Genomic DNA, 23,480 nt, shown 5'->3' with positions numbered 1-23,480 from the left:
CAGGCGAACTCTGTCACGGCCCGGCGACCGCGCGCCGGTCAGCGGTCGTAGTCCCACGCGCGGCAGATCTCGCGCAGCTCGGCGGGCACCTCGCCGGGCGACGGGAGCGGGCGGCCCGCCACGACCGTGCCGGTGCGGATCTTGTCCCGCCAGTCGCCGATGCCCTTGACGAAGCCGCCGTGGTCCTGCCTGCCGTAGTCGAGCATCGCCGGCTCCCACTCCACGCCGAGGAACAGGCAGAGCCGGCGCAGCTCGGCCTCGGGGTCGGCGACCAGCGCCTCGTACCGCACGGTCAGGCCGTCCAGGTGGGTGCGGGCCTCCTCCAGGTAGGTCATGTAGCTGAGCGTGCGCGGCACCGCCTCCTCCATCGGCCGCTTGACCGGGTCGGCCTCGTGCCAGGACTGCACGATGGACATGGGGTGGCGCAGCAGGAAGACGAAGCGCGCGTCCGGCCAGCAGGTGGAGATGCGCCGCCAGGCGAACACGTTGCTCGGCGTCTTCTCCGCCAGGATCGGCTTGCCGCTGCGGCTCAGCTCGCGGTGCAGCAGCCGGTCCCAGACGAGGTGCTCGATGTCGCTGTGGGTGTGGCCGAGCAGCTCCATGGCCTGCCGTACGGGATCGGTGCCGAGCCCCACGGTCATCCGCCGGAAATGCGTCTCGATCGGCGAGTGCACCCGCGAATGGCTGTTGAGCATGACGCGCAGCAGCGTGGAGCCGGACCGTACCGAGGAGAGCAGGAAGACGGGCTCGCGCAGCAGCCGGTCGTGCGCCGGGTCCACGGGCGGGCGGACCGCGTCGCCCGGCAGCCGCTGGAGCTCCAGCGGGGGCGGCGGAGGCGGCTTCGGCGGCTCCCTGCGCAGCGCGCGCGTCAACGTGTATCCCGTCAGTCCCTCAAGAGTTGCGTTCGCTCTATACCTCCAGCTCATAGGGCTAGAAGGTAGAGGCGGACGGTGAACCTCAGGTGAATCCGGGCTGTGAACCTGTGGCGTGAAGACGTCTAGGTCCGCTTGTGCACGACGCGCTCGTGCACGACCGCGTACGTGTTGCGCAGCGCCGCCATCGACTCGTCGTAGGAGGCCTGGGCGACCCCGGTGAACAGGCAGTCCACCACCATGAGCTGGGCGATGCGGCTGCCCAGGGCGCCGGAGCGGAACTTGGTCTCCCTGGCGGCCGTGGTGAGCGTCACGTCGGCCGCGGCGGCCAGCGGCGAGTCGCGGAAGTTGGTGATGGCGACCGTGGACGCGCCCGACTTGCGGGCGATCGACAGGAACTCGACGGTGTCCACGGTCGCTCCCGTGTGGGAGACGGCCACCGCCACGCAGGCGCCGTCGAGCGTGGCCGCCGAGGTCCAGGCCGAGTGCGAGTCGTGCCAGTTGATCGCGGTACGCCCGATGCGCGACAGCTTCTGCTGCAGGTCCAGCCCCACCAGGGCGCTCGCGCCCACGCCGAAGCTGTCGATCCTGCGGGCGGCCAGCAGCAGCGCCACCGCCTCGCCCAGCGCCCCCATGTCCAGCGCGCGGGCCGTGTCGGCGATGGACAGGGTCTCGTTCATCGCCACCTTGGAGACGATGCCCTCCAGGCTGTCGTGGCGGCCGATGTCGCCCGAGACCTCCGGCAGGCTCGACCTGGTGAGCTCCTCCCGCGCGACCGCCCTGGTCAGGTCGATCCTGAAGTCCTTGTAGTGGGCGTAGCCCATGCGCTGGTAGAAGCGCACCACCGAGGTCGTCGAGGTCTCGCAGCGCGCGGCCAGCTCCGCGATGGACAGGTTCGCGGCGGCGGCGGGATCGCCGACGAACTCCTCGGCGATCCGGCGCTCCGACGGCCGCAGTGCGGGCATGGCGGCGCGGATGCGGATCAGTACGGTCCCGTCGTCCTCAGCCATCGTCGTCCATCCCCATGAAGGAAAATAAATACCCTAATGGTAGGGTCTGCGTAATTTTATGACCTACTGCCCTGAGGAGACCACATGCCCCGTGGCTCATTCTCCGCGATCGGCGCCGTCGCGGTGCTGTCCATCGCCCTCACCAGCTGCTCGTCTTCCTCCGGGCCCGCCACCAGCACCGGCGCCGCCGGTAAGCCCGGAGGAAATCTCGTGGTCGGCGTGACCTCCGACCCCGACACGCTCTTCCCCTGGAAGGCCACCCAGTTCCAGGCGGTCAACGTTCTGCAGGCCCTGTACGGCACGCTGACGGAGTTCGACAAGGACCTCAACGTGGTGCCGGGCCTGGCCGAGTCGTGGGAGACCGCCGAGGACGGCAAGAAGCTGACGCTCAAGCTCCGGCAGGGCGTGACGTTCGCCGACGGGAGCGCGTTCGACTCCAAGGACGTCAAGGCGTCGCTGGACAAGATCATGGACGAGAAGACGGCCGCCGTGGCCCGGGCGTCGCTGTCGTCGGTGAAGTCGGTGGAGGCGCCCGACGCGAGCACCGTGGTGCTGGAGCTGACCGGCCCGGACGCCGCGCTGCCGGCCAACCTGGCCACCGTCAACATGGCCATGCTCTCCTCCGACGACACCGAGGAGAAGCTCAACGCCACCCCCAACGGCACCGGCCCGTTCACCATGAGCAAGCGCGTGGCCAGCCAGTCGATCACCCTGGCCAAGAACGACAAGTACTGGGGCAGCGAGAAGCCCAAGGTCGGCACCGTCGAGTTCCGGGTGATCCCCGACGAGTCGTCCATCGTCTCGGCCATGCAGTCGGGCAACGTGCAGCTCGCGGTCTTCAACGACCCGCTCGTGGCCCAGACCGCGCAGGGCGGCACGATCAACGTCGCCAAGACCCCGCAGCTCAACTACCACGCGCTCCAGCTCAACGCGCAGAAGGGCGACCTCAAGGACGTCAACGTGCGGCTGGCGATCCAGTGCGCCGTGGACCGCAAGCAGGTGCTCGACACCGCCGCGCTCGGCGAGGGCGAGGTGACCGGGCCGATCACCGCCCCGGCCTTCAAGTCGGACCCGAACAAGCGCCCCTGCCCGACCCGCGACCTCGCGAAGGCCGCCGAGTACTTGGGCAAGGCGGGCAAGTCCGGCGGGGTGACCGTCAAGACCATCGTCTCCCAGGGTGAGTACGCCACCTCGGTCAACGAGGCCCAGAACCTCAAGGCGCAGCTGGCCGAGGCCAAGATCAACCTGGAGCTGGAGGTGCTGGAGTCCGGCGCGTTCGTGGACCGCTGGGTGGCGGCCGACTTCGACGCGGCGGTCGCGCTGAACGGCGGCCGTCCCGACCCCGACGGCTCCTACGGCCGCTACTTCACCAGCAAGGGCAACCTGAACAAGGTCGCCGGCTACAGCTCCCCCGAGCTGGACGAGCTGTTCGCGCAGGGCAAGGCGACGACCGACCAGGCCGCCCGCAAGGCGATCTACGACAAGGTCGGCGCCGAGCTCGAGGACAACGCCGCCTGGATCTGGCTGTTCGCCGGCTACACCTACACCGCCACCACGGCGAACGTCCAGGGCTTCGTCCCGATGGCCAGCGGCTCGCTGCAGTACCTGCGTACGACGTCCGTCAGCTGATGCGCAGGCTCGTACGCAACCGCGCGGTCCGGCGCGTGGCGGGGACGATCGGCACCCTGTTCGGGGTGGCCGTGTTCGTCTTCGTCATGCTCCGGGCCATCCCGGGCAACCAGATCACCGCGGGGCTCGGCACCGAGGCCGCGGCGCTGACCCCGGCGCAGCAGCTGGCCCTGGAGCGTTACTACGGGCTGGACCAGCCGCTGGTCACGCAGTTCTTCTCGTGGCTGGGCAACATGTTCACCGGCAACTTCGGCTACTCGGCCCGCTCACAGCAGAGCGTGCTCGACCTGACCCTGCACTCGCTGCCGGTGACGTTCGAGCTGGCGGTGTTCTCGATCGTGCTGGCGCTGCTGATCGGGGTGCCGCTCGGCATGCTCTCGGCCTCCAGGGCGAACTCCCCCAGGGACGCCGTCGGCCAGGTCGTCAGCCTGGCCGGGCTGTCGATCCCGGCGTTCCTGCTGGCCACGACGCTGCTGTCGATCTTCGCGGCGTCGTTCGGGTTCAACCCCAACGGGCAGGGCTTCGCGACGCTGCTGGACGACCCGCTGCTCAACCTGCAGCAGATGCTCCTGCCCGCGCTCGTGCTGGGCTTCGGCATCGCCGCGCCGATCCTGCGCACCACCCGCACGGCGGTGCTGGAGGTGCGCTCGAACGACTTCGTGCGCACCGCCCGCGCCAAGGGCGTGCCGGAGCGGCGGATGCAGGTCAAGCACGTGCTCGGCAACGCGCTCGTGCCCATCGTGACCATGACCGGCCTGCAGTTCGGCTACCTGCTGGGCGGCGCGGTCGTGGTCGAGCAGATCTTCTCCGTGCCGGGCATCGGCCGGCAGGTGCTGCTGGGCATCCAGCAGAAGGAGTACGCGGTGGTGCAGAGCACCGTGCTGGTCATCGCGCTGGCGTTCGTGCTGGTCAACCTGCTGACCGACGTGCTGTACCGGCTGATCGACCCGCGGGTGAGGGCATCGTGAGCGGCTTCCTGCGGCGCAGCCCCGCCGGGGTGGCGGGCGTCGTCATCCTCGTGCTGCTGGCCGTCGTGGCGCTGCTGTCCTACTTCGGGCTGCTGCCCTACGACCCCATCGCGCAGAACCCGCCGTCACGCTTCCTGGCGCCGTCGGGCGCGCACCTGTTCGGCACCGACCAGTTCGGCCGGGACGTGTTCTCCCGGGTGGCGGCCGGCGTGGGCAACTCGGCGCTCATCGCGGTCGTCGCGGTGGCGTTCGCGACCGTGGTGGGCACGCTGGGCGGGCTCGTGTCCGGCTTCTACCGCGGCTTCGCCGACGGCGCGATCGGCGGGGTGACGAACGTGCTGTTCGCCTTCCCGCCGCTGCTGCTGGCGCTGTCGCTGGCGTCGGTGCTGGACCGCAACTGGTTCACGATCGCCGTGGCCATCGCGATCGTCTACGTCCCCATCTTCATCCGGGTCACGCGCGGCCCCGTGCTGTCGCTCAGGGAGATCGAGTACGTGCGCGCGGCCGTCTCCACCGGGCAGAGCCGCTGGCAGATCATGCTGCGCCACGTGCTGCCGAACATCACCTCGATCATCGTCATCCAGGTGGCGCTGTCCCTGTCGTGGGCGGTGCTGACCGAGGCGTCGCTGAGCTTCCTGGGGCTGGGCACTCCACCGCCCGCGCCGTCGCTCGGCTCGATGATCTTCGAGGCGCGCAGCCTGGTCTTCGTGGCCCCGTGGACGCTGATCGCGCCGGGCGCGGTCGTCGTCCTGCTCGTGGTGGGCCTGAACCTGCTGGGCGACGGCCTGCGTGACACCCTTGACCCCCGAAACCGCGGCACCAGAAACCGAGGTAAGCGGTGAATCTCTCAGAATTGACGACGGAATCGGCCGATCCCCGTTTCGCGGGCATCGACACCATGAGCGTGGGCGAGCTGGCGGCGACCATGAACGCGGCCGACGCCACGGTCCCCGGCGCGGTGGCCAGGGCGCTGCCGTGGATCACCGCGGCGATCGAGGCCACGGCCGAGCGCATGGAGGCGGGCGGCCGGCTGGTCTACGTGGGTGCGGGCACCCCCGGGCGGCTCGGCGTGCTGGACGCCTCGGAGTGCCCGCCGACCTTCAGCACCCCGCCCGAGCAGGTCTTCGCGATCATCGCGGGCGGGGAGAGCGCGATCGTGTCCCCGTGCGAGGGCGCTGAGGACGACGAGGCGGCCGGGGTCGCCGCCATCGAGGCGGCCGGCATCGGGCCGCTCGACACCGTGGTGGGGATCGCGTCCAGCGGGCGCACCCCGTACGTGGTGGCCGCCGTGCGGCGGGCGGGCGAGCTGGGCGCGCTGACCGTGGGGCTCTCGTGCAACGCGGGCACCCCGCTGGGCGACGTGGCCGGGCACTCGATCGAGGTGCTCGTCGGCCCCGAGGTGGTCAGCGGCTCGACCAGGCTCAAGGCGGGCACGGCGCAGAAGCTCGTGCTCAACATGTTCTCGACGATCGTCATGGTCCGGCTCGGCAAGACGTACGGGAACCTGATGGTCGACGTGAAGGCCACCAACGGCAAGCTGCGCGAGCGTGCCGTGCGCATCGTGCGGACGATCACGGGGGCCGAGCGCGACGAGGCGCTGGCCGTGCTGGACCGGAACGGATTCAACGTCAAGCAGGCGATCGTCGCCTCGCGCTTCGACCTGAGCCCTCAGGACGCCGCGGCGCGGCTGGCGCGATCAGGTGGACGGCTGCGAGCGGCTTTGGGAGAGCAGGTATGAGAGTTCTCGGGATGATCTCCGGCACCTCGCACGACGGGATCGACGTGGCGGCGGTGGACTTCGAGCTCGTCGGGAGCGTGCTCGAAGGCAAGGTCGGCCACACGGCGAGCACGCCGTACCCGGCGGAGCTGCGGGCCAGGCTGATCGCGGCGCTGCCGCCCGCGCGGACGACGCTCGCCGAGGTGTGCGAGCTCGACACGCTGATCGGCCAGAGCTTCGCCGACGCGGCGGCCGACGCGATCGCCGCGGGCGGGCCGGTCGATCTGATCGTCTCGCACGGGCAGACGGTGTTCCACTGGGTGCGCGACGCGCACGCGCTCGGCACCCTGCAGATCGGGCAGCCCGCGTGGATCGCCGAGCGCACGGGCGTGCCCGTGCTGTCCGACGTGCGGATCAGGGACATCACGGCGGGCGGGCACGGAGCCCCGCTGGTGTCGGTGCTGGACGGGCTGCTGCTCGGCGGCCACGCGGGCGGCGCGGGAGCGCTCAACCTGGGCGGCATCTCCAACATGACCGTCGTCCGGGGCGACGGGCTGCGGGCCTACGACATCGGGCCCGCCAACGCGCTCATCGACGCCGTGGTGACGAGCCGGGGGCTGAACGCGCGCGGATTCGACGAGGACGGCCGGATCGCCGCCTCGGGCCGGGTGCTGCCGCGGCTGCTGGAGGTGCTGCTCGACGAGCCGTACTACGCGCTGCCCGCGCCGAAGAGCACCGGCAAGGAGCTGTTCCACCTCGGCTACGTGGAGGAGGCGCTGGCGAAGGCGGGCCCGGCCGACGACGGGACGCCGGTCGGGGACGCCGATCTGGTGGCGACGCTGACGGAGCTGACCGTGCGGACGGTCGCCAGGGACGTCCTCGCCGCCGGCGTCGGCGCGCTGGTCGTCTCGGGCGGAGGCTGCCGCAACCCCGTGATCATGGACGGGCTCCGGGCCGCGCTGCCCGGGGTGGACGTGGCCACGTCCGACGCCTACGGCGCGCCCGCCGACGACAAGGAGGCGATCGCGTTCGCCCTGATCGGCTGGCTGAGCACGCACGGGCTGCCGGGCACCGCGCCGGGCGGGACGGGCGCCCGCGCGCCGCGCATCCTCGGCACGCTGACGCCGGGAGCGGGCCCGCTCGTGCTGCCCGCGCCGGTCGCCGAGCCGCCGCTGTCCCTGGTGCTGACGCGATGAGCCGGTGGCACAACGGCCGGGCAGAGGCGGGGAGGCGCGCGTGAACGCCCCTGCCGGGGTCGTCATGGCCGCGCGCACGCCCTGGTTCGATCTCAGCGAGTGCACCGGGCACCGGACCGTGCGCTGGGAGGACGGCGAGCGCGTCGGCGAGGAGCCGATGACGTGGGACACCTACCACGACCTCGCCTCGGTGACGAAGGTCATGGCCACCACGACGGCGCTCATCCGGCTCGTCTCCGACCGGCTGGTCGACCTGGACGCGCCGCTGAGCGCGTACCTGCCGCGTTCCTACGAGGCGATCACCGTGCGGGACCTGCTGCTGCACCGCGGCGGGCTGTGGGAGTGGTGGCCGCTGTACATCCAGCCGCGCATGCCGCCGCCGCGCTACCGTCCCGGCCGCGCGCGGCACTACTCCGACCTCGGCTTCATCCTGCTCGGCCAGGTCGTCGAGTCCGCGACCGGGCTGCGGCTGGAGCGGGCCGTGGCCGAGCTGGTCACCAGGCCGCTCGGCCTCACCTCCACCACCTACGCCCGCCCGGCCGGCGCCGAGGTGGCCATGAGCGCCCTGGACGACCGGGTCGAGATGACCATGCTGGACACCGGGCAGCCCTACCCCGTCCCCTACCGCAGCGCCGACTTCGCGCGCTGGCGGCGCGAGCCCGTGCTCGGGCAGGTCGCCGACGGCAACGCCTGCCACGCCTTCGACGGGGTCTCCGGGCACGCCGGGCTGTTCTCGACCGTGCCCGACCTGCTGCGCTTCGGCACGGCGCTGTCGCGCTACGAGGAGCATGACGACCTGTGGCGGCCCGAGGTCGTCAAGGAGTTCTTCACCCCCGGCCCCGACCCGGAGCAGGCGCTCGGCTTCCGCAGGTACGAGCTGGACCTGGCGGGCGAGAGCGTGAAGGTGCTCGGCCACACCGGTTACGTCGGCTGCGCGGTCGGGTTCGTGCCCGGCCGCGACGTCGCCCTGGCGCTGGCCAGCAACCGCCTCCTCGTCGAGGGCGCCCCGACGCCGACCGACGACCTCTGGACCGGCCTGCTCCAGGCCACCACACAACGATCGAGGACAGCATGACCCCGCTCCTGGAGATCCGTGACCTGTCGGTCGCCTTCCGCACCCGCGGGCAGGACGTCACCGCCGTCAAGAACGTCTCGATGCGGATCCTGCCCGGGCAGACCGTCGCGGTCGTCGGCGAGTCCGGGTCGGGCAAGTCCACCACGGCCGCCGCGGTCAACCGGCTGCTGCCCGACAACGGCCGCATCACCGGCGGCCAGGTCCTGTTCGACGGCCGCGACCTGGCCCAGGCGACCCATCGCGAGATGACCGCGATCCGCGGCGCGGGCATCGGGCTGGTCCCCCAGGATCCGATGTCGAACCTCAACCCGCTCATGCGCATCGGCGACCAGATCGCCGAGGCGCTGGAGGTGCACGGCGTCGCCGCGGGCAAGGCCGCCCGGGCGCGCGTGACCGAGCTGCTGGAGATGGTCGGCATCCCCGATCCCGCGCGGCGCGCCGGGCAGTACCCGCACGAGTTCTCCGGCGGCATGCGGCAGCGCGCGCTGATCGCCATGGGGCTGGCCTGCCGGCCGAAGCTGCTCATCGCCGACGAGCCCACCTCCGCGCTGGACGTGACCGTGCAGCGGCGCATCCTCGACCAGCTCGGGCAGCTCACCGCCGAGATGGGCACCGCCGTCTTCCTCATCACGCACGACCTGGCACTGGCGGCCGAGCGGGCCGACGTGGTGGCCGTCATGTACCAGGGCGAGATCGTCGAGACGGGGCCGGCCGCCGGCATCCTGGCCGAGCCCGGGCACGAGTACACCAGGCGGCTGCTGAAGGCCGTGCCGAGCCTGTCGTCGGTCCGGGTCGCCGAGCCGTCGCAGCCGGCCGAGGACCTCGTGGTGGTCGAGGACCTGCGCAAGGTGTTCCCGATCAGGGGCAGCGCGGAGGAGTTCACCGCCGTGGACGCGGTCTCGTTCGCCATCCCGCGCGGCCGTACCGTGTCGATCGTGGGCGAGTCGGGCTCGGGCAAGTCGACGACCGCGAACCTGCTGCTCGGGCTCGACGACCTGACCTCGGGCCGCATCCGCTTCGACGGCACCGACATGACGAGGCTCGGGCGGCGCGAGCTGTTCGCGTTCCGGCGGCGGGTGCAGCCCGTCTTCCAGAACCCGTACGCCTCGCTCGACCCCCGCTACACGGTCGAGAAGTCGATCGCCGAGCCGCTGCGCGTACACCGCGTCGGCACGGCGGCCGAGCGGAAGAAGACGGTGGCCGAGCTGCTGGAGAAGGTGTCGCTGCCGGCGTCGATGGCCGAGCGGCTGCCGCACGAGCTGTCCGGCGGCCAGCGCCAGCGGGTGGCGATCGCCAGGGCCCTGGCGCTCTCGCCCGACCTGGTCGTGCTCGACGAGGCCGTCTCCGCGCTCGACGTGCTCGTGCAGGCGCAGATCCTGGAGCTGCTCGCCGAGCTGCAGCGGGAGCTGGGGCTCAGCTACCTGTTCATCAGCCACGACCTGGCCGTGGTGCGGATGATCTCGCACGCGGTGCACGTCATGCGCTCGGGGCGCATCGTGGAGAGCGGCACGGCGGAGGAGATCTTCGACCATCCCGCCGACGACTACACCCGCGAGCTGCTCGCCGCGATCCCCGGCAGCCGGTAAGTTGGAATTTCCGACTTACCGGACCATCGGAGGTGCCCGCCATGCCCAGGGAGTGCTCGATCGCCAACGCGCTCGGGGTCGTCGGCGAGCGGTGGAGCCTGCTGGCCATGCGGGAGATCCTGCTCGGGGTGCGGCGCTTCGACCAGATCGCCCGTAACACGGGCGCCAGCCGCGACATCCTCACCGCCAGGCTGCGCAAGCTGGAGGAGGTCGGGCTGCTGCGCCGCGAGCAGTACGAGCAGCACCCGCCCCGGCACGAGTACGTGCTGACCGAGGCCGGGCAGGCGCTGCACTCGGTCCTGCTCACGCTCATGGCCTGGGGCGACCGGTACGTCACCGAGGGCGAGCCGCCCACCGTGTGGCGGCACCGCTGCGGCGAGGTCCTGGAGCCGGTCACGGTGTGCGCGAGCTGCCGTGAGCCCGTGCGCACCGAGGACATGACACTCGTCCGCGCGGACCGGATGCAGGAGGCCGCCGGGTGAGGATCCTGCTGGTCCAGCCCGCGAGCTGGTCCCCTGACGGCCACGCGAACTTCGACGCGATCGAGGAGCTCGTCGCCGCGCATCCGGGGACGGGCGACGTGCTGCTCCTGCCCGAGCTGGCGGGCGCGAGCCTGCCCCGCGCCGACTACCTGGACCGGGTGCGCGAGCTGGCCACCGGGTCCGGGGCGGCGGTCGTCGGCGGGTCGCACTACGACGGCGCGATCAACCGGGGCGCGGTGTTCGGCGCGGACGGCGAGCTGCTGTCGGAGTACGACAAGGTCCATCCCTACGGTCTGGAGCTGCGCTCGGGCGTGCTTCCCGGCCGCCCGAGCGCCGGGTTCGAGCTGGGCGGGCGGCGGCTGCACGTCCTGCTCTGCGCGGACCTGTGGTATTCGGCCAGCTTAGCCGGGCGGGACGGCCTCGACGCGGTCCTGGTGCCCGCCTTCTCGGTCACCCGGTGGGACGGTCCCGCCCCGGCTCGCGAGCTGTGGCAGCACATGAGCGTGGCACGGGCGTACGAGTTCATGACGTACGTGGCGGTGTGCGACTGGCATCACGAGAGCACCTATCACGGGCATCCGTGCGCCGGGGTCACCGGCTTCGCCAACCCCTGCCCGGCCACCCACACGGGCTTCTTCACCGGGCCGCCCGAGGCGCCCGTCTCGGCCCACGACCTCGACTTCGACCGGCTGGACGCGTTCCGGCAGGACCGCACGGACCGGGGCTTCCGCGAAGGGCTCTCCGGCGGCGCGAGCGGCGGATGAGGCGCCGGTAGGGCGCCGGGCTGGGCGCCAGGGGGGACGCCGGGTAAGGCGCCGGGCGCCCGGTCAGAGCAGCTGCGCGACGATGATCGCGCCGCCCAGGGTGAAGTCCAGCACGAAGCAGAACTCGGCGAGCGAGCGGACCACGACCTTGTCGGCCCGCCAGACGATCACGTCGAGGGTGGCGTGGCCGATGAGGGCGGCTCCGACCAGGTACGTGCCGAGCGCCGGCGACGCCGCCAGGGCGACGAGCACGGCCGTGCCGACGACGAGCATGATGGGGATCTGCAGGGCGGCCAGCCGCGGCTGGGAGGGCAGGCCGCTCACCAGGGCGACGACCACGAGGGAGACCGCGCTGGCGACCAGCGCCGTCCACAGATCGACATCGAGGAGTTTCAGCACCACCACTCCCGCCACGGCCGCGCCGAAGAGGATCCAGACGACGCGAGGTCTGCCCACCACCGCGGTCGCCAGGTAGACAAGAGCGGCGAGAAAGACGACGGGGGCCTGGCTGTGGCCCTCCGGGCTGTCCAGGACGGAGAAGACCGTCACCAGCAGGCCGCACGCGGTGGGCCAGCGATGTGCGAGGAACCTCAGGACCCGGCCCGCCGAGGAGCGGCGGGGGCGTGCGTCGAGCGATACGGAGGAGATGTCTGCCATGACGCTGATTTCACGCCGTCAGGCGGCTGGACACCTAGATCGGCGGGGCGATGGGTCCGGAATCTTGGGGGTCTGGTCTGATCGCCCGGCGGCAGGTCCGGCCGGGCCTCCCCCAGCGCCGCTGGAGGAGGCCCGGTACCCGCGTTCAGCGCACCGCGTAGGCGCGGATCACCTCCTGCGACAGGGTGTCGCCGTTGACGTCGGAGGCCTTCAGCCGCAGCGAGACGAAGCCGGACGGCGACCTGTCGATCGTGGTCTCGTAGGTCCGCTTGCCCTTGTCACGCAGGCGGGCCGGCTTCCAGGTGGCGCCGTCGTCGTACGACACCTCCAGCGCGACGTCCTTGATCGCGCTCTGCGGCGCGCCCTCCTGGTGGTAGAGCGACAGGCCCAGCTTGTGTGACCTGGCCTGGTTCTTCAGGTCCGAGGGCGCGTCGAACGTGGCCAGCAGCAGCGGGATCACCGTCGTCTCCTCGGCCCGCTCGGAGCCGAACGTCCACACGCCCTTGGTCCTGGTGGACATCTTCGCCCACTCGGCCTCGTTGCTCAGCGTGTACTCGATCCGGTAATCGGACTTCTCCGGCGCGAGCGTCCCCGACCCCGAGGGCAGGTAGTCCGTCTGCCAGAGCAGCGTGTCGCCCTGGTAGAGCCGGAAATCGGTCTTCATGCCGTGCTCGAACATGCTGGTGTAGGTGTCGCCGTAGTTGCGGTCGGCGTCCACGAAGCCCTGCATCGAGACGCGCAGCCGGTCGCCCTCCCTGCGGATCGGGTTGCGCGGGTTGACCCCCGGCAGCAGCGGCTGCTTGAACATGGTCCTGCCGACCTTCTCCCCCGCCTCGTACGCGCGGAACTCCGGCGAGGACATCGCGATGCGCGGCGTGTCCGGGTGCGGCCACATGGCGTTGTAGTGCCGCTCCGGAGTGATCGCCGTGGAGTTCCAGCGCAGCTCGGGGTCGGGGGTGACGTAGTCGACGCGGGTGCGCGGCGTCTTGGCCATGGGGTGGTTCGTGGAGACCACGGCGGTGTCCCAGGGCTCGAAGACGAAGCGGGCCTCGTTGATGGTCACGTCGTCGGCGAGCTGGCTGTGGTAGCCGGTCTCGATCCTGGCCTGCGACTTGGCGCGGACCACGTACGTGAGGTCGTCGCGGACCCGGCCCTGCTCGCGCAGGTACAGGTCGTAGACGTACGGGCTGGCCACGATGCCCTTGGCCAGGATCGGCACCGGCAGGCGGCGCAGCCGCTCGACCAGCTTCAGCCCCTGCTCGTGCGTCAGCCGCACGGTCGGGACCGCGAGCTTGACCATGTTGCCGCCGGTGGTGACGTCGGAGCCCGGCCGGTCGCTGTAGACGGCCACCATCTTCGCCCCGGCGGCCGCGGCCGCGTTGGACTGGGCGGAGACGGGCACGCCGTCCGTGCGGCGGATGACGGCGAGCTTGCCGCGCAGGTCGCGCGCCTTGATCTCCGCGGCGCTGCCCCTGCCCGCGTCCACGGCCAGGAGGAGCTGGGTGCCGTCCAGGCGCGGGTACTCGGTGGCGAAGTCGCTGAACTGGACCGGGTCCACGTACTCGGGCTCCAGCTCCAGGCCCAGCGTGGAGAAGGCGATCTCGGGGGCCTTCAGCCGCCAGCGGGTGGCGACGGTGAACCGGCCCTTGGTGACCTTCCTGGTGGGCTGGACGAACAGCCGCTCCTCGATCTGCCCGCCGGGCGAGATCGTCGTGCCGCCGCGCAGCGCGGTGCCCTGCTCTCCCGAGCGGTACCACATGAGGGCCGCGGCGGCTCCCGTGTTCCGCTTGGTCTTGTGGTCCGGCGTCTCGACCTTGACCTCGACGGCCTTGCGGGCGTCCAGCACGACCTCGGTGTTCTCGGTGATCTCCATCTCGGGGTCGCCGAGCAGGCTCTCGTTGAGCGGCTTGCCGGAGGCGGTGCTGTCGCCCGTGGCCGGCATGGTGAAGATGTGGCCGAGCACAGAGTAGGTGCCGGGCTTGACGAGCAGGCAGGTGCCCGAGCCGTACTTCTGGTCGGTGCAGGGCTCGGCGGGGCTGCCCGGGAGCACGCGCCCGACCAGGGTGCCCTCGTCGAGGTTCAGCACCGTGAAGCCGCCCCGGCCGGTGCGGCCATCCCTGGCGATGCCGCGTACGCGCAGCTCGACGCGCTTCTCGTCGACGCTGCCGGTCAGCAGGGTGCGTACGGGGGCGCCGCCCGCGACCGCGGCGGTCAGCTCCTGGCGCAGCCGGCCCGGCTTGTCCGCCTTGATGGTGACCTTGACCTCGGCCTTCCCCGCGGCCGGCACCGTGAGCGTGGCCGGCTCGACGGTGAACCCGTCGCCTGAGGTCAGCGTCAGCTCGGCGGGCGTCTGGCCGAGGTTGTGGTAGCCGACAGTGAGGCTCCTGGCCTCGCCGAGGGGGAGCTTGCCGAAGGCGGCCGAGCCCCGCGAGGCGACGACGGTGCCCCTGAGCGCCGCGGCCACGTCGATCCGGCCCGCGCCCTGGGCGTCCACCGGGATGTCCTGGCCCGGCTGGGCCGTGGCCATGAGCAGCGACTTCAGCTCGCCGCCGGTGAGGCCGGGGCGGGCCTGGCGCAGCAGCGCCGCCGCGCCCGCGACGTGCGGGGTGGCCATGGAGGTGCCGGACATCGCGACGTGGCCGCCGCCGGTCTTGGCGGCGTTGATGTTCACGCCGGGTGCGGTGACGTCGGGCTTGACGGAGTCGTCGGCCACGATCGGGCCTCTGCTGGAGAACTCCGCGAGCCGGTCCTGCTTGTCCACCGCGCCCACGGTCAGCGCCTCCGGGGCGTCGCCCGGGGCGCCCACGCACTGGTCGCAGCCGTCGTTGCCGGCCGCCACCACGAACAGCGTCCCGTACTGCGCGGTGAGCCGGGAGAGCGCCTCGGTGAGCGGGCCGCCCGCCTCGGGCGAGCCGAGGCTCATGTTCACCACCTCGGCGTGCTTCTCGCCGGCCGCCCACTCCATGCCGTCGATGATCCAGGAGAGCTGGCCGTAGCCCTCTCCGTCCAGCACGCGGCCGTTGAGCAGCTTCGCGCCGGGCGCCACGCCCTTGCCGCCGCCCTCCGAGCCGGCGCCCGCGATGGTCGAGGCGACGTGGGTGCCGTGCCCGTGGGGGTCGCCCGTGGCGTTCTCGCCCGTGAAGTCGTGCTGGTCGGCGACCTTGCCCGCGAGGTCCGGGTGCGTGCCGTCCACGCCGGTGTCGAGCACGGCGACGGTCGTGCCGGTACCGTCGTACCCGGCGGCCCACGCCTCGGGCGCGCCGATCTGCGGCACGCTCTCCTGCAGCACCGGCTTCACCTTGCGGTCCAGCCAGATCTTGGACACGCCCGCCAGCGGCCCGGCGGCGCGTGCCTGCGGGGCCGCCGTCGCCAGCTTGGCCAGCTCCGCCCCGAACGCGGGCGCGTCCGCGGCGGCCACCGTGACGCCCGCGCCGCCGATGCTCTCCAGGGTGCGCAGCTGCTTGACGGCGGGGATCGCGGCCTTCGTGGTGTTCGCCGCGTAGGTGAAGATGAGCGGGATCGCACCGCCGCGCGCCTGCCCGGCCAGGTCCGTCACGTTGAACAGGGCGCTGTCGAGCCGCTCGGGGACCAAGGTGGCGACGTCGTCGGGGATCACGCTCACGTCGCCGCCGGACTCCAGCACCTGGAACGTCGGCACCGAGCCGTCCGCCCGGGGCGCGGGGGTGACCGTCACCGTGCTGTGCCCGCCGTCCACGGCTCGCACCTGCACCTGGTCACCGGTGATCAACGTGATGTCACCGCTCGCGGAGCCGGTCGTGAACGTCACGGGCGGCGCGGTGTCCGCGTACGCACCGGGGGCCGACAACAAGGAGGCCGTCATGGCCGTGGAGACGGCCACCACCGTCCCCCGCCGCCATCGCCCCGACCCACGCGGCCCTAACTCACCCAGCCCCAAAGCACGCAGCACGGGACGACCTCCAGAGAATCGGTAAGCACAACTACCGAATTCCTAGCCACCCTGACCTGCTGTTGTCTATGAGGTTGGTGTGGCTAGATCCCGACTTGTCGTGAATCCGCCAGCCGGCCGGCGGGGGCCCGCGGGCCGGGACGCGGGCCGCCGGCGGGCCGCCCGCGGGCGCTCGCCGGGAAAGCCGGCGAATGGATTGCGCCGGGAAAGGCCGCTGCGGCCCGGCCGAAAATGCGCCCGCCGCCCGCCCTCAAATGCGCGCGAACGAGCTGCGCGCGCAATTCACGACCGCGCGCCCGGCAGGCCGCACCGGCGGCGCCCGGGCCGCCCGGATCGGTCATTTCCCGGTCCGGTACGTTTCTCCATGACGGCCGCGTCTGACATGCACGAGAATCGCCATCCGGAGAAGTCAGCAGACCGACGCTCCAAATCCCGAAATATCACGATTTGGCGGTCCAAGCTCAGCGCTCTAAAGTAGGCCGACCCTCGAAAGGCGGACCATGGACACTGGCATACTCGACGTTCCCGGCGCACAGCTCTATTTCGAGGTGCGCGGCTCAGGACCGGCCTTTTTGACGATCCTCGGCGGCGGCGGCGACGCCGCGATGGCCGCGCCGCTGGCCGGCGCGCTCGCCGACCGCTACACCGTCATCACCTACGACCGGCGCGGCGCCACCCGCAGCCCGCTCACCGGGCCGCCCCGCGAGCAGCGGATCGAGGAGCACGCCGACGACGCGCTCCGGCTGCTCTGCGAGGTCGGGGCGGAGCCGGCGCTCGTGTTCGGCACGCACTCCGGCGCTCTGATCGCCCTCGACCTGCAGGCCCGCCATCCGGAGCGGGTGCGGCGGCTGGTCGCGCACGAGCCGCCCTCCTTCGCGCTGCTGCCCGACGAGGCGCACTGGTTCTCGCTGGCGCGGGAGGCGGTCGCGCTCTGCCGGCAGGAGGGGGTCGGACCGGCGATGCGCAAGTTCGGCGAGGAGACGGGCGTGACGGCTCCCCCGGAGCCCGACCCGAACCTGCCGGCCTGGGTCAAGGACATGCTGACCAGGATGAGCGCCAACATGGAGATGAGCCTGCTGTACGAGATGCTGCCGTTCAGCCGGTACGTCCCGGACGCGGACGCGCTGCGGACGGCCCCGCTCGCCCTGGCCAGCGGCGTGCAGACGCGCAGCATGCTGATGCACCGATGCACGCTCGCCATGGGGAAACACCTCGGCGTCGAGCCCGTGGAGCTGCCCGGCGACTACGTGGGCTACCTGCGCAGCCCCGCCGAGTTCGCCACGGAGCTGCACGCCCTGCTGTCGGCGCGACCCGGGCAACCGTGACCCGGACCCGGCGCGGACAGGCGCGCCTAGAGCGAGCGGGCGTGCCTAGAGCGAGCGGGCGTGCCTAGAGCGAGCGGGCGTGCCTAGAGCGAGCGCGACCTGAGCAGGAGCGGCTGAAGCAGGCGTGACCTGAGCAGGCGGCGGCCGAGCAGGCCCAGGTAGAGCAGCCAGCCGGCGGCCACCAGGGCGAGCGCCGCCACCGGCTGCCAGCCGGGCAGCTCGGCGACGGACCTGCGGCACACCTCGACCGTGATCGGCAGCGTGTACAGAGCGAAGAAGCCCAGCCCGAGCACCCGCCCGGCCACCAGGAACCACGCGTACACGCGCACGCTCCGTCGGGGCACGGCCGTCCGGTCCGCGCCTCGCAGCACCGCCCGCAGGTACGCCTGCGCGTCCGCCATGAGGTTCTTGTTGCCGCCGGCGTTGGCGAAGGCGTAATAGACGTCCGTGCGCATGAAGAACAGGAACTGCCAGGCGATCTGCGACAGGCAGATGACCATGACCAGCCGCACGAGCGGGACCTCGGCGAAGTAGAGCGTGCACGCGCCCGCGCAGACCAGGAACCAGTCGGTCCGCATCCCCGCCAGGTACGCCCGGTACCGCGCCCGCCTGGGCACCCCCCAGATGCCGGTGATCCTGGTCTGGACGACCAGGAACTGCAGCCGGGTGCCGAGCGAGAGCTCCGCCCGCACGCCGAGCGACCGGGCGGCGGCGATGTGGCCCAGCTCGTGGACCAGCACGAGGATCCACGAGCCCGCCGCGAACGCGATGGTGAAGGTGAGGCTGTCGGACCACACCAGCGCCGTCAGGCTCGGCAGGACGCCGGGATCCGCGACGGCGGCGGCCACGGCGCAGACGGTCAGCAGGATCAGCACGGCGTGCGCGGGCCTGGAGAAGAGCCAGGCCACGTGCCGCGGCCGGATCCGGTCCCACCGGTTCGGCGGCCGTCGCGGCCGGCCGAGCAGCCCGGCGCCTTCGAGCCCGGCGACGAACGCGGCCACGTCCACGTCCACGCCCCGCTCGGCCAGCACCTGGGCCCGGGCCTGGGCGACCGTCCTGGTGCCGTCGAGCGCGGCGACCACGGCCGCCGCCACTCCCGGCACGTTGACGAACGTCTCGCCGTTGCCGATCACGTAGTCGTCCGGCCCGTCGGCGACGACGCTGAGAAACGACAGATCGGTCTTCACCGGCTCACCTCGCACGGCTCGGCTGTCACCCGCGGACGTCTCACGAGCCGGGTTCACCCGCAGATCTCGCAGTCGTCCAGCCGGTCGAAGTCCCTGGTGGTCGTGGTGAGCGTGAGCAGGTCCAGCCAGACGCTCCTGCCCTCGATCGCGGGCTCGCCGGTGCCGGTCAGGTAGCGGACGACCTCCGCCGCGAGCATCCCCGACACGATCCCGCACAGGGGCCCGAACGACGGGATCGTCCGCCCGGGGTTGTCGCTGACCGGCAGCTCGGCGGTGCCGTACCGCGCGGCCAGGCCGCGTTCCTGGCAGGCCAGGCAGCCGGTCTTGCCGGGCACGACGAGCGGCCCGAGCAGGCCGACGTGCTGGTTGAAGCCGCCGGTCACGAACGGCGTGCCCGCCCGGACGCAGGCCAGGTTGACCCAGCGGCGGATGTGCGGCTGCGGCGTGTCCACGGTGTTGACCACGAGGTCGGCGTCCGTGATCACGTCCTCCGGCCCGGTGATGCGCCGCCCGGCCTGCCTGACCTCGACGTCCGGGCAGTGCTCGCGCAGCGTGCGCGCGGCGGCGGCGGTCTTGGGCTCGCCGAGGTCGCGCGGCGTGTAGAGGTGCTGGCGGTGCAGGTTGCTGAGCTCCACCCGGTCGTCGTCCAGGATGGTCAGCCGGCCCACGCCCGAGGTGGCCAGGTGCAGGGCGACCTGGCCGCCGATCGCGCCCGCGCCGAGCACCGCGACGTGCCTGCCCGCCAGGCCGCCGAGCGCGGCGGCGGCCTGGCCGGCCGGGTGGAACATGGACAGCCACAGCGCGAGCCTGGACAGCCCGGCGTCGGCCGCCAGCGTGTCCAGGTCGGCGTCGGTGACGAGGATCCGCTCGGCCAGCAGCCGCTCGACGGCCGCGTCGATCTCCCGGGGCGCGACGTCGCCGATGAGCGCGTACAGCTCGCTCTGCTCGACGGGGGTCTGCGCGCACAGCCGGATCAGGCGGCGCAGGGGCGGCGGCGCGGGCTCCAGCACGCGGCCGGTCGGGGGGAAATCACCGAGCCGTACGCGTTCTGCGGCGTCATCGATGAATAACGGAAAAGCCGGATTCACCTGAATCCTCGGCATGAAATCGACTCCCGGTAACGTCCGGAGCGAGCCTCCTGCGGACGGGGGGCGCCGCAGGAGGCCGCACGCGGTCAGCAGCTGTTGCTGTTGCCGGTGGTTTCGACTTCTTCGACCGTCTTGATCTCGATCGTCATAGTACGATCCTCTCGTCGATCTTGATGGGCCGCTGCGATCATAAAGAGAAAACGGGAGAAAGGGGAGACCCAATGACGTAGGGTGCCGCTAATGGTGCTGTCGGTGTCTAAAGTACGAAATTTTCAGAAATTAGCGTTATATACGGGAGAGGAAGTCGCGGACGCGCTTCCACATGAGCGCCGCCGACTCGCCGGAATAGCCGGGCAGATCCGGATCGGCGAACAGGTGGGCGTCGCCCGGGTAGGTGAAGTGCTCGAACCCCGCCCCCACCGCCGTGCCGAGCCGGGCGACCGTGTCCTCGTCCACCCACGGATCCCGCTCGGCGTGGTGCACCTGCACGGGCACCCCGTCCGGCCAGTCCCCCGCGGTGACCTCGGCGAGCGGCACCGCGCCGTGGAAGAGCAGCGCGCCCCTGGCGGCGGGATGCGTCACGGCGAGCAGCTGCGCCCCGTACGCCCCGAGGGAGAACCCGGCGAACACCGCGGGCCCCGTCACCTCGTCCCCGATCCGGCGGAAGCGGAGCTCGATCTCCTCGGGCCCGATCGCGTCCCGCTTGCGCAGCCCGGCCTGGAGGTCGTCGAAGACCTCGCCGTCGTAGTAGTCGGGCGTGCGCACCATGTGCCCGCCCTCACGGAGAGCCTCCGCCGCCGCGCCCACCCCCGGGCGCAGGCCCTGTGCGGAGTGCAAGAGGATGATCTCTGCCATGCCGAATGTGTACCACCGGGCCGATGGGCCGACCAGCCTCACGCGGCGGGGCGTTGCCTGCCCCCGGGCGTCGTGCATAACGTTTTGGACGATGCGTACCGCGTGATCATCACTTGTAGGGAGCCCTCATGCATGACGACCGCGACCTGGTGGAAGCCCGGCTGAAGCGCGTGCTGGACGAGCGGATCCGCCCGGCGGTCCACGCCGAGACGGTGCCGCTGGAGGTGGCGGTGTGGCACGCGCCGGGCGAGCCCGTACCCGTCTCCGAGGGGCTGGCGGCGGCGGGCGAGCCGATCGCGGTGGGCACGCCCTGGGGTGCGCCGTGGGGCACGAGCTGGTTCACGGTGAGCGGCACGGTGCCCGCACGATGGGCGGGCCGGACCGTCGAGGCCGTGCTCGACCTGGGCTTCGACGAGAGCATGACCGGCTTCCAGTGCGAGGGGCTCGTCTACCGCCCCGACGGCACCCCGGTGAAGGGCCTCAACCCCCGCACCCAGTGGGTACGGATCGCCGCCCCCGCCCGCGGCGGCGAGCACGTCCGCCTGCACATCGAGGCCGCCTCCAACCCGGTCATCCTCGGCCACGGCGGCTTCCGCCCGACGCCGCTCGGCGACCTGGGCACCGCGGGCGCCGAGCCCCAGTACCGGCTGGCCCGCATGGACCTGGCCGTCTTCGACGAGGAGGTGTGGCGGCTCGTCATGGACCTGGAGGTGCTGGGCGAGCTGATGCCGCAGCTCCCGGCGGACGGCCAGCGCCGCTGGGACGTGCTCAGGGCCGTGGACCGGGCGCTGGACGCCGTCGATCTGCAGGACGTCGGCGCGACAGCGGCGGCGGCCCGCGCCGAGCTGGCCGGCGTGCTGTCGGCCCCGGCCGTGCCGTCGGCGCACCGGATCAGCGCGGTCGGGCACGCGCACATCGACTCGGCCTGGCTGTGGCCGCTGCGCGAGACCGTGCGCAAGGTGGCCCGCACCGCCGCGAACATGACCGCGCTGCTGGAGGACGAGCCGGACTTCGTGTTCGCGATGTCGCAGGCGCAGCAGTGGGCGTGGATCAAGGAGCACCGGCCCGAGGTGTGGGCGAAGGTGACCAAGGCGGTAGCCACCGGCCGGTTCGTCCCGGCGGGCGGCATGTGGGTGGAGTCCGACACGAACATGCCCGGCTCCGAGGCGATGGCCAGGCAGTTCGTGCACGGCAAGCGGTTCTTCATCGACGAGTTCGGCATCGACAACGAGGAGGTGTGGCTGCCGGACACGTTCGGCTTCGCGGCCGGGCTGCCGCAGATCATCAAGGCGGCCGGCTCGAAGCGGCTGCTCACGCAGAAGATCTCCTGGAGCCGGACGAACACGTTCCCGCACCACACGTTCCTGTGGGAGGGCATCGACGGGACGCGGATCTTCACGCACTTCCCGCCGGTGGACACCTACAACTGCTCGATGACCGGCGGCGAGCTGGCGCACGCGGCGCGCAACTTCAAGGACAAGGGTCGGGCCCGGCACTCGCTGGCCCCGACGGGCTGGGGCGACGGCGGCGGCGGCACGACGCGCGAGATGGTCGCCAAGGCGGCCAGGGTGCGCGACCTGGAGGGCTCGCCCGCCGTCACCTGGGAGCCGCCGGCCGCGTTCTTCGCCAGGGCCGAGGCCGAATACCCGAACCCGCCGGTGTGGGTGGGCGAGCTGTATCTGGAGCTGCACCGGGCCACGCTGACCAGCCAGGCCAGGACCAAGCAGGGCAACCGGCGCAGCGAGTCGCTGCTGCGGGAGGCCGAGCTGTGGGCGGCCACGGCCGCCGTCCGCGCCGGCGCCCCCTACCCGTACGCCCAGCTCGACCGGATCTGGAAGACGGTGCTGCTGCACCAGTTCCACGACATCCTGCCCGGCTCGTCGATCGCCTGGGTGCACCGCGAGGCGGCCAGGACGTACGAGGCCGTGGCCGGGGAGCTGACCGCCGTCATCGAGACCGCCCAGCGCGCCCTGGCCGGCGACGGTGACGAGACGCTCCTGTTCAACGCGGCCCCGCACACCCGCCACGGGGTCGCGGCCGGCGGCGCGGGCCCCGCCGCGCCCGCGTCGCGGACCTCCGTTCGCGCCCGCGACGGGGGCGGCCACGTCCTGGACGACGGCCGGCTCAGGGTGGAGATCGACGGCCGCGGCCTGGTCGTCTCGGTCTATGACCTGGCCGCGCGGCGCGAGACGGTCGCGCCCGGCCAGGCCGCCAACCTGCTGCAGCTCCATCCCGACTTCCCGAACAAGTGGGACGCCTGGGACGTGGACGAGTTCTACCGCAACACGGTCACGGACCTGGTCGAAGGGGTGGTCGAGAGCACGGGCGACGGCTCGGTCCGCGTCACCCGCTCCTTCGGCTCGTCGAGCGTCACGCAGGTCCTCTCGCTCGCGGGCGGCCGGCTCGACATCGAGACGGAGGTGGACTGGCACGAGACCGAGAAGTTCCTCAAGCTGGCCTTCCCGCTGGACGTGCACGCCGGCCAGTACGCCTCCGAGAGCCAGTACGGCCACACCTTCCGCCCCACGCACACCAACACGAGCTGGGAGGCGGCCAAGTTCGAGGCGTGCAACCACCGTTTCGTGCACGTGGCGGAGCCCGGCTGGGGCGTCGCGCTGGTCAACGACTCGACCTACGGCCACGACGTCACCCGCACGGTCCGCGCGGACGACACGGGTCACCCCGGCACGACCACGACGGTCCGCGTCTCGCTGCTGCGCGCCCCACGCTTCCCCGACCCGGAGACCGACCAGGGCGTGCACCGCTTCCGGCACGCGCTCGTGCCGGGCGCGACGATCGGCGACGCGGTCCGCGAGGGCTACTTCGCCAATCTGCCCGAGCGGCACGTCACCGGCGGCGCGCGGGTGGAGCCGCTGGTCGTCGTGGACGACGACGCGGTGGTGGTGACGGCGGTCAAGCTGGCCGACGACGAGAGCGGCGACGTGATCGTCCGCTTCCACGAGTCCCGGGGCGGCCGGGCCAGGGCGACGCTGACGCCGGGCTTCGCCTGCTCCGAGTTCGTCGCCACCGACCTGCTGGAGCGGCCGGTGGGCGAGCCGCGGCAGCCGGGGGCGGCGATCCCCCTGTCGCTGCGGCCGTTCGAGCTGGTCACGCTCCGGCTCAAGCGCGCCTAGCCCCCGG

At 72.0% G+C, this 23,480-nt stretch carries 18 protein-coding genes; 11 read left to right on the top strand and 7 right to left on the bottom strand.

Annotated features, from left to right (window positions below; all coding sequences use genetic code 11):
* Positions 1–38: 38 nt before the first annotated feature.
* Both ETD85_RS20720 and ETD85_RS20715 read right to left on the bottom strand, forming a co-directional pair.
* Positions 39–872, bottom strand: a complete 834-nt coding sequence (locus ETD85_RS20720; protein ID WP_206058422.1) for a sulfotransferase family protein — start codon at positions 870–872, stop codon at positions 39–41.
* A 125-nt stretch (positions 873–997) separates the two neighbouring features.
* Positions 998–1,882, bottom strand: a complete 885-nt coding sequence (locus ETD85_RS20715) for a MurR/RpiR family transcriptional regulator (RefSeq protein ID WP_138691398.1) — start codon at positions 1,880–1,882, stop codon at positions 998–1,000.
* An 84-nt stretch (positions 1,883–1,966) separates the two neighbouring features.
* Between ETD85_RS20715 and ETD85_RS20710 the strand changes: the two genes are divergently transcribed.
* From ETD85_RS20710 to ETD85_RS20670, 9 genes are read left to right on the top strand one after another with little or no spacing between them, the layout of a single operon-like run.
* Entirely contained in the window at positions 1,967–3,511 is a 1,545-nt protein-coding gene (locus ETD85_RS20710) for an ABC transporter substrate-binding protein (RefSeq protein ID WP_138691397.1), read from the top strand.
* A complete protein-coding gene (locus ETD85_RS20705) occupies positions 3,511–4,479 on the top strand; it encodes an ABC transporter permease (RefSeq protein ID WP_138691396.1) in 969 nt (322 codons plus the stop codon). Before ETD85_RS20710 ends, ETD85_RS20705 begins: the two co-directional genes overlap by 1 nt.
* Positions 4,476–5,321, top strand: coding sequence for an ABC transporter permease (locus tag ETD85_RS20700; RefSeq protein WP_170246770.1), 846 nt, complete (start codon positions 4,476–4,478; stop codon positions 5,319–5,321). Before ETD85_RS20705 ends, ETD85_RS20700 begins: the two co-directional genes overlap by 4 nt.
* 11 nt (positions 5,322–5,332) lie before the next feature.
* Positions 5,333–6,217 (top strand): N-acetylmuramic acid 6-phosphate etherase, encoded by an 885-nt coding sequence (gene murQ / locus ETD85_RS20695; protein ID WP_240779269.1) that lies wholly within the window; start codon positions 5,333–5,335, stop codon positions 6,215–6,217.
* The gene (locus tag ETD85_RS20690; protein ID WP_138691394.1) at positions 6,214–7,392 is read left to right on the top strand and encodes an anhydro-N-acetylmuramic acid kinase; all 1,179 of its coding nucleotides are present in this window, start codon (positions 6,214–6,216) and stop codon (positions 7,390–7,392) included. Before murQ ends, ETD85_RS20690 begins: the two co-directional genes overlap by 4 nt.
* A 40-nt stretch (positions 7,393–7,432) precedes the next feature.
* Positions 7,433–8,467 carry a serine hydrolase domain-containing protein gene (locus ETD85_RS20685; protein ID WP_138691393.1) on the top strand — a complete coding sequence of 345 codons (1,035 nt, stop codon included), beginning with the start codon at positions 7,433–7,435 and terminating at the stop codon, positions 8,465–8,467.
* Complete coding sequence (locus ETD85_RS20680; RefSeq protein WP_138691392.1) at positions 8,464–10,053, top strand: ABC transporter ATP-binding protein; 1,590 nt, start codon at positions 8,464–8,466, stop codon at positions 10,051–10,053. The genes ETD85_RS20685 and ETD85_RS20680 overlap by 4 nt, the downstream gene beginning before the upstream one ends.
* A gap of 41 nt (positions 10,054–10,094) precedes the next feature.
* Positions 10,095–10,535, top strand: a complete 441-nt coding sequence (locus ETD85_RS20675) for a winged helix-turn-helix transcriptional regulator (RefSeq protein WP_138691391.1) — start codon at positions 10,095–10,097, stop codon at positions 10,533–10,535.
* On the top strand, positions 10,532–11,299 hold the full coding sequence (locus ETD85_RS20670; protein ID WP_138691390.1) for a carbon-nitrogen hydrolase family protein: 768 nt from the start codon (positions 10,532–10,534) through the stop codon (positions 11,297–11,299). The genes ETD85_RS20675 and ETD85_RS20670 overlap by 4 nt, the downstream gene beginning before the upstream one ends.
* Positions 11,300–11,362: 63 nt before the next feature.
* Here ETD85_RS20670 and ETD85_RS20660 read toward each other — a convergent pair whose 3' ends face one another.
* A complete protein-coding gene (locus ETD85_RS20660) occupies positions 11,363–11,956 on the bottom strand; it encodes a hypothetical protein (protein ID WP_138691389.1) in 594 nt (197 codons plus the stop codon).
* A 145-nt stretch (positions 11,957–12,101) separates the two neighbouring features.
* The gene (locus ETD85_RS20655; protein ID WP_240779268.1) at positions 12,102–15,815 is read right to left on the bottom strand and encodes a S8 family peptidase; all 3,714 of its coding nucleotides are present in this window, start codon (positions 15,813–15,815) and stop codon (positions 12,102–12,104) included.
* Positions 15,816–16,384: 569 nt separating this feature from the next.
* Between ETD85_RS20655 and ETD85_RS20650 the strand changes: the two genes are divergently transcribed.
* A complete protein-coding gene (locus tag ETD85_RS20650) occupies positions 16,385–17,209 on the top strand; it encodes an alpha/beta fold hydrolase (protein WP_138691388.1) in 825 nt (274 codons plus the stop codon).
* A gap of 83 nt (positions 17,210–17,292) precedes the next feature.
* Here ETD85_RS20650 and ETD85_RS20645 read toward each other — a convergent pair whose 3' ends face one another.
* The 3 genes from ETD85_RS20645 to ETD85_RS20635 form a co-directional block, all read right to left on the bottom strand.
* A complete protein-coding gene (locus ETD85_RS20645; RefSeq protein WP_138691387.1) occupies positions 17,293–18,396 on the bottom strand; it encodes a hypothetical protein in 1,104 nt (367 codons plus the stop codon).
* 53 nt (positions 18,397–18,449) lie between these two features.
* Complete coding sequence (locus tag ETD85_RS20640) at positions 18,450–19,484, bottom strand: TOMM precursor leader peptide-binding protein (protein WP_170246769.1); 1,035 nt, start codon at positions 19,482–19,484, stop codon at positions 18,450–18,452.
* Positions 19,485–19,769: 285 nt separating this feature from the next.
* Entirely contained in the window at positions 19,770–20,339 is a 570-nt protein-coding gene (locus ETD85_RS20635) for a dienelactone hydrolase family protein (protein ID WP_138691385.1), read from the bottom strand.
* A gap of 128 nt (positions 20,340–20,467) precedes the next feature.
* On the opposite strand from ETD85_RS20635, the gene ETD85_RS20630 reads away from it, so the two are divergent.
* A complete protein-coding gene (locus ETD85_RS20630; RefSeq protein WP_138691384.1) occupies positions 20,468–23,473 on the top strand; it encodes an alpha-mannosidase in 3,006 nt (1,001 codons plus the stop codon).
* Positions 23,474–23,480 lie beyond the last annotated feature (7 nt).

This window comes from Nonomuraea zeae (genome assembly GCF_005889725.1).
Classification (GTDB): domain Bacteria; phylum Actinomycetota; class Actinomycetes; order Streptosporangiales; family Streptosporangiaceae; genus Nonomuraea; species Nonomuraea zeae.
The sequence above is the reverse complement of the archived record's forward strand: the minus strand, read 5'-3'. Positions and strand labels throughout refer to the sequence as shown.

What these genes read in the sequence shown, in the direction of transcription:
- ETD85_RS20715 (WP_138691398.1), bottom strand. Translation starts at nt 1,882, where the DNA reads ATGGCTGAGGACGACGGGACCGTACTGATCCGCATCCGCGCCGCCATG.
- ETD85_RS20710 (WP_138691397.1), top strand. Translation starts at nt 1,967, where the DNA reads ATGCCCCGTGGCTCATTCTCCGCGATCGGCGCCGTCGCGGTGCTGTCC.
- ETD85_RS20705 (WP_138691396.1), top strand. Translation starts at nt 3,511, where the DNA reads ATGCGCAGGCTCGTACGCAACCGCGCGGTCCGGCGCGTGGCGGGGACG.
- ETD85_RS20690 (WP_138691394.1), top strand. Translation starts at nt 6,214, where the DNA reads ATGAGAGTTCTCGGGATGATCTCCGGCACCTCGCACGACGGGATCGAC.
- ETD85_RS20680 (WP_138691392.1), top strand. Translation starts at nt 8,464, where the DNA reads ATGACCCCGCTCCTGGAGATCCGTGACCTGTCGGTCGCCTTCCGCACC.
- ETD85_RS20675 (WP_138691391.1), top strand. Translation starts at nt 10,095, where the DNA reads ATGCCCAGGGAGTGCTCGATCGCCAACGCGCTCGGGGTCGTCGGCGAG.
- ETD85_RS20660 (WP_138691389.1), bottom strand. Translation starts at nt 11,956, where the DNA reads ATGGCAGACATCTCCTCCGTATCGCTCGACGCACGCCCCCGCCGCTCC.
- ETD85_RS20650 (WP_138691388.1), top strand. Translation starts at nt 16,385, where the DNA reads ATGGACACTGGCATACTCGACGTTCCCGGCGCACAGCTCTATTTCGAG.
- ETD85_RS20635 (WP_138691385.1), bottom strand. Translation starts at nt 20,339, where the DNA reads ATGGCAGAGATCATCCTCTTGCACTCCGCACAGGGCCTGCGCCCGGGG.
- ETD85_RS20630 (WP_138691384.1), top strand. Translation starts at nt 20,468, where the DNA reads ATGCATGACGACCGCGACCTGGTGGAAGCCCGGCTGAAGCGCGTGCTG.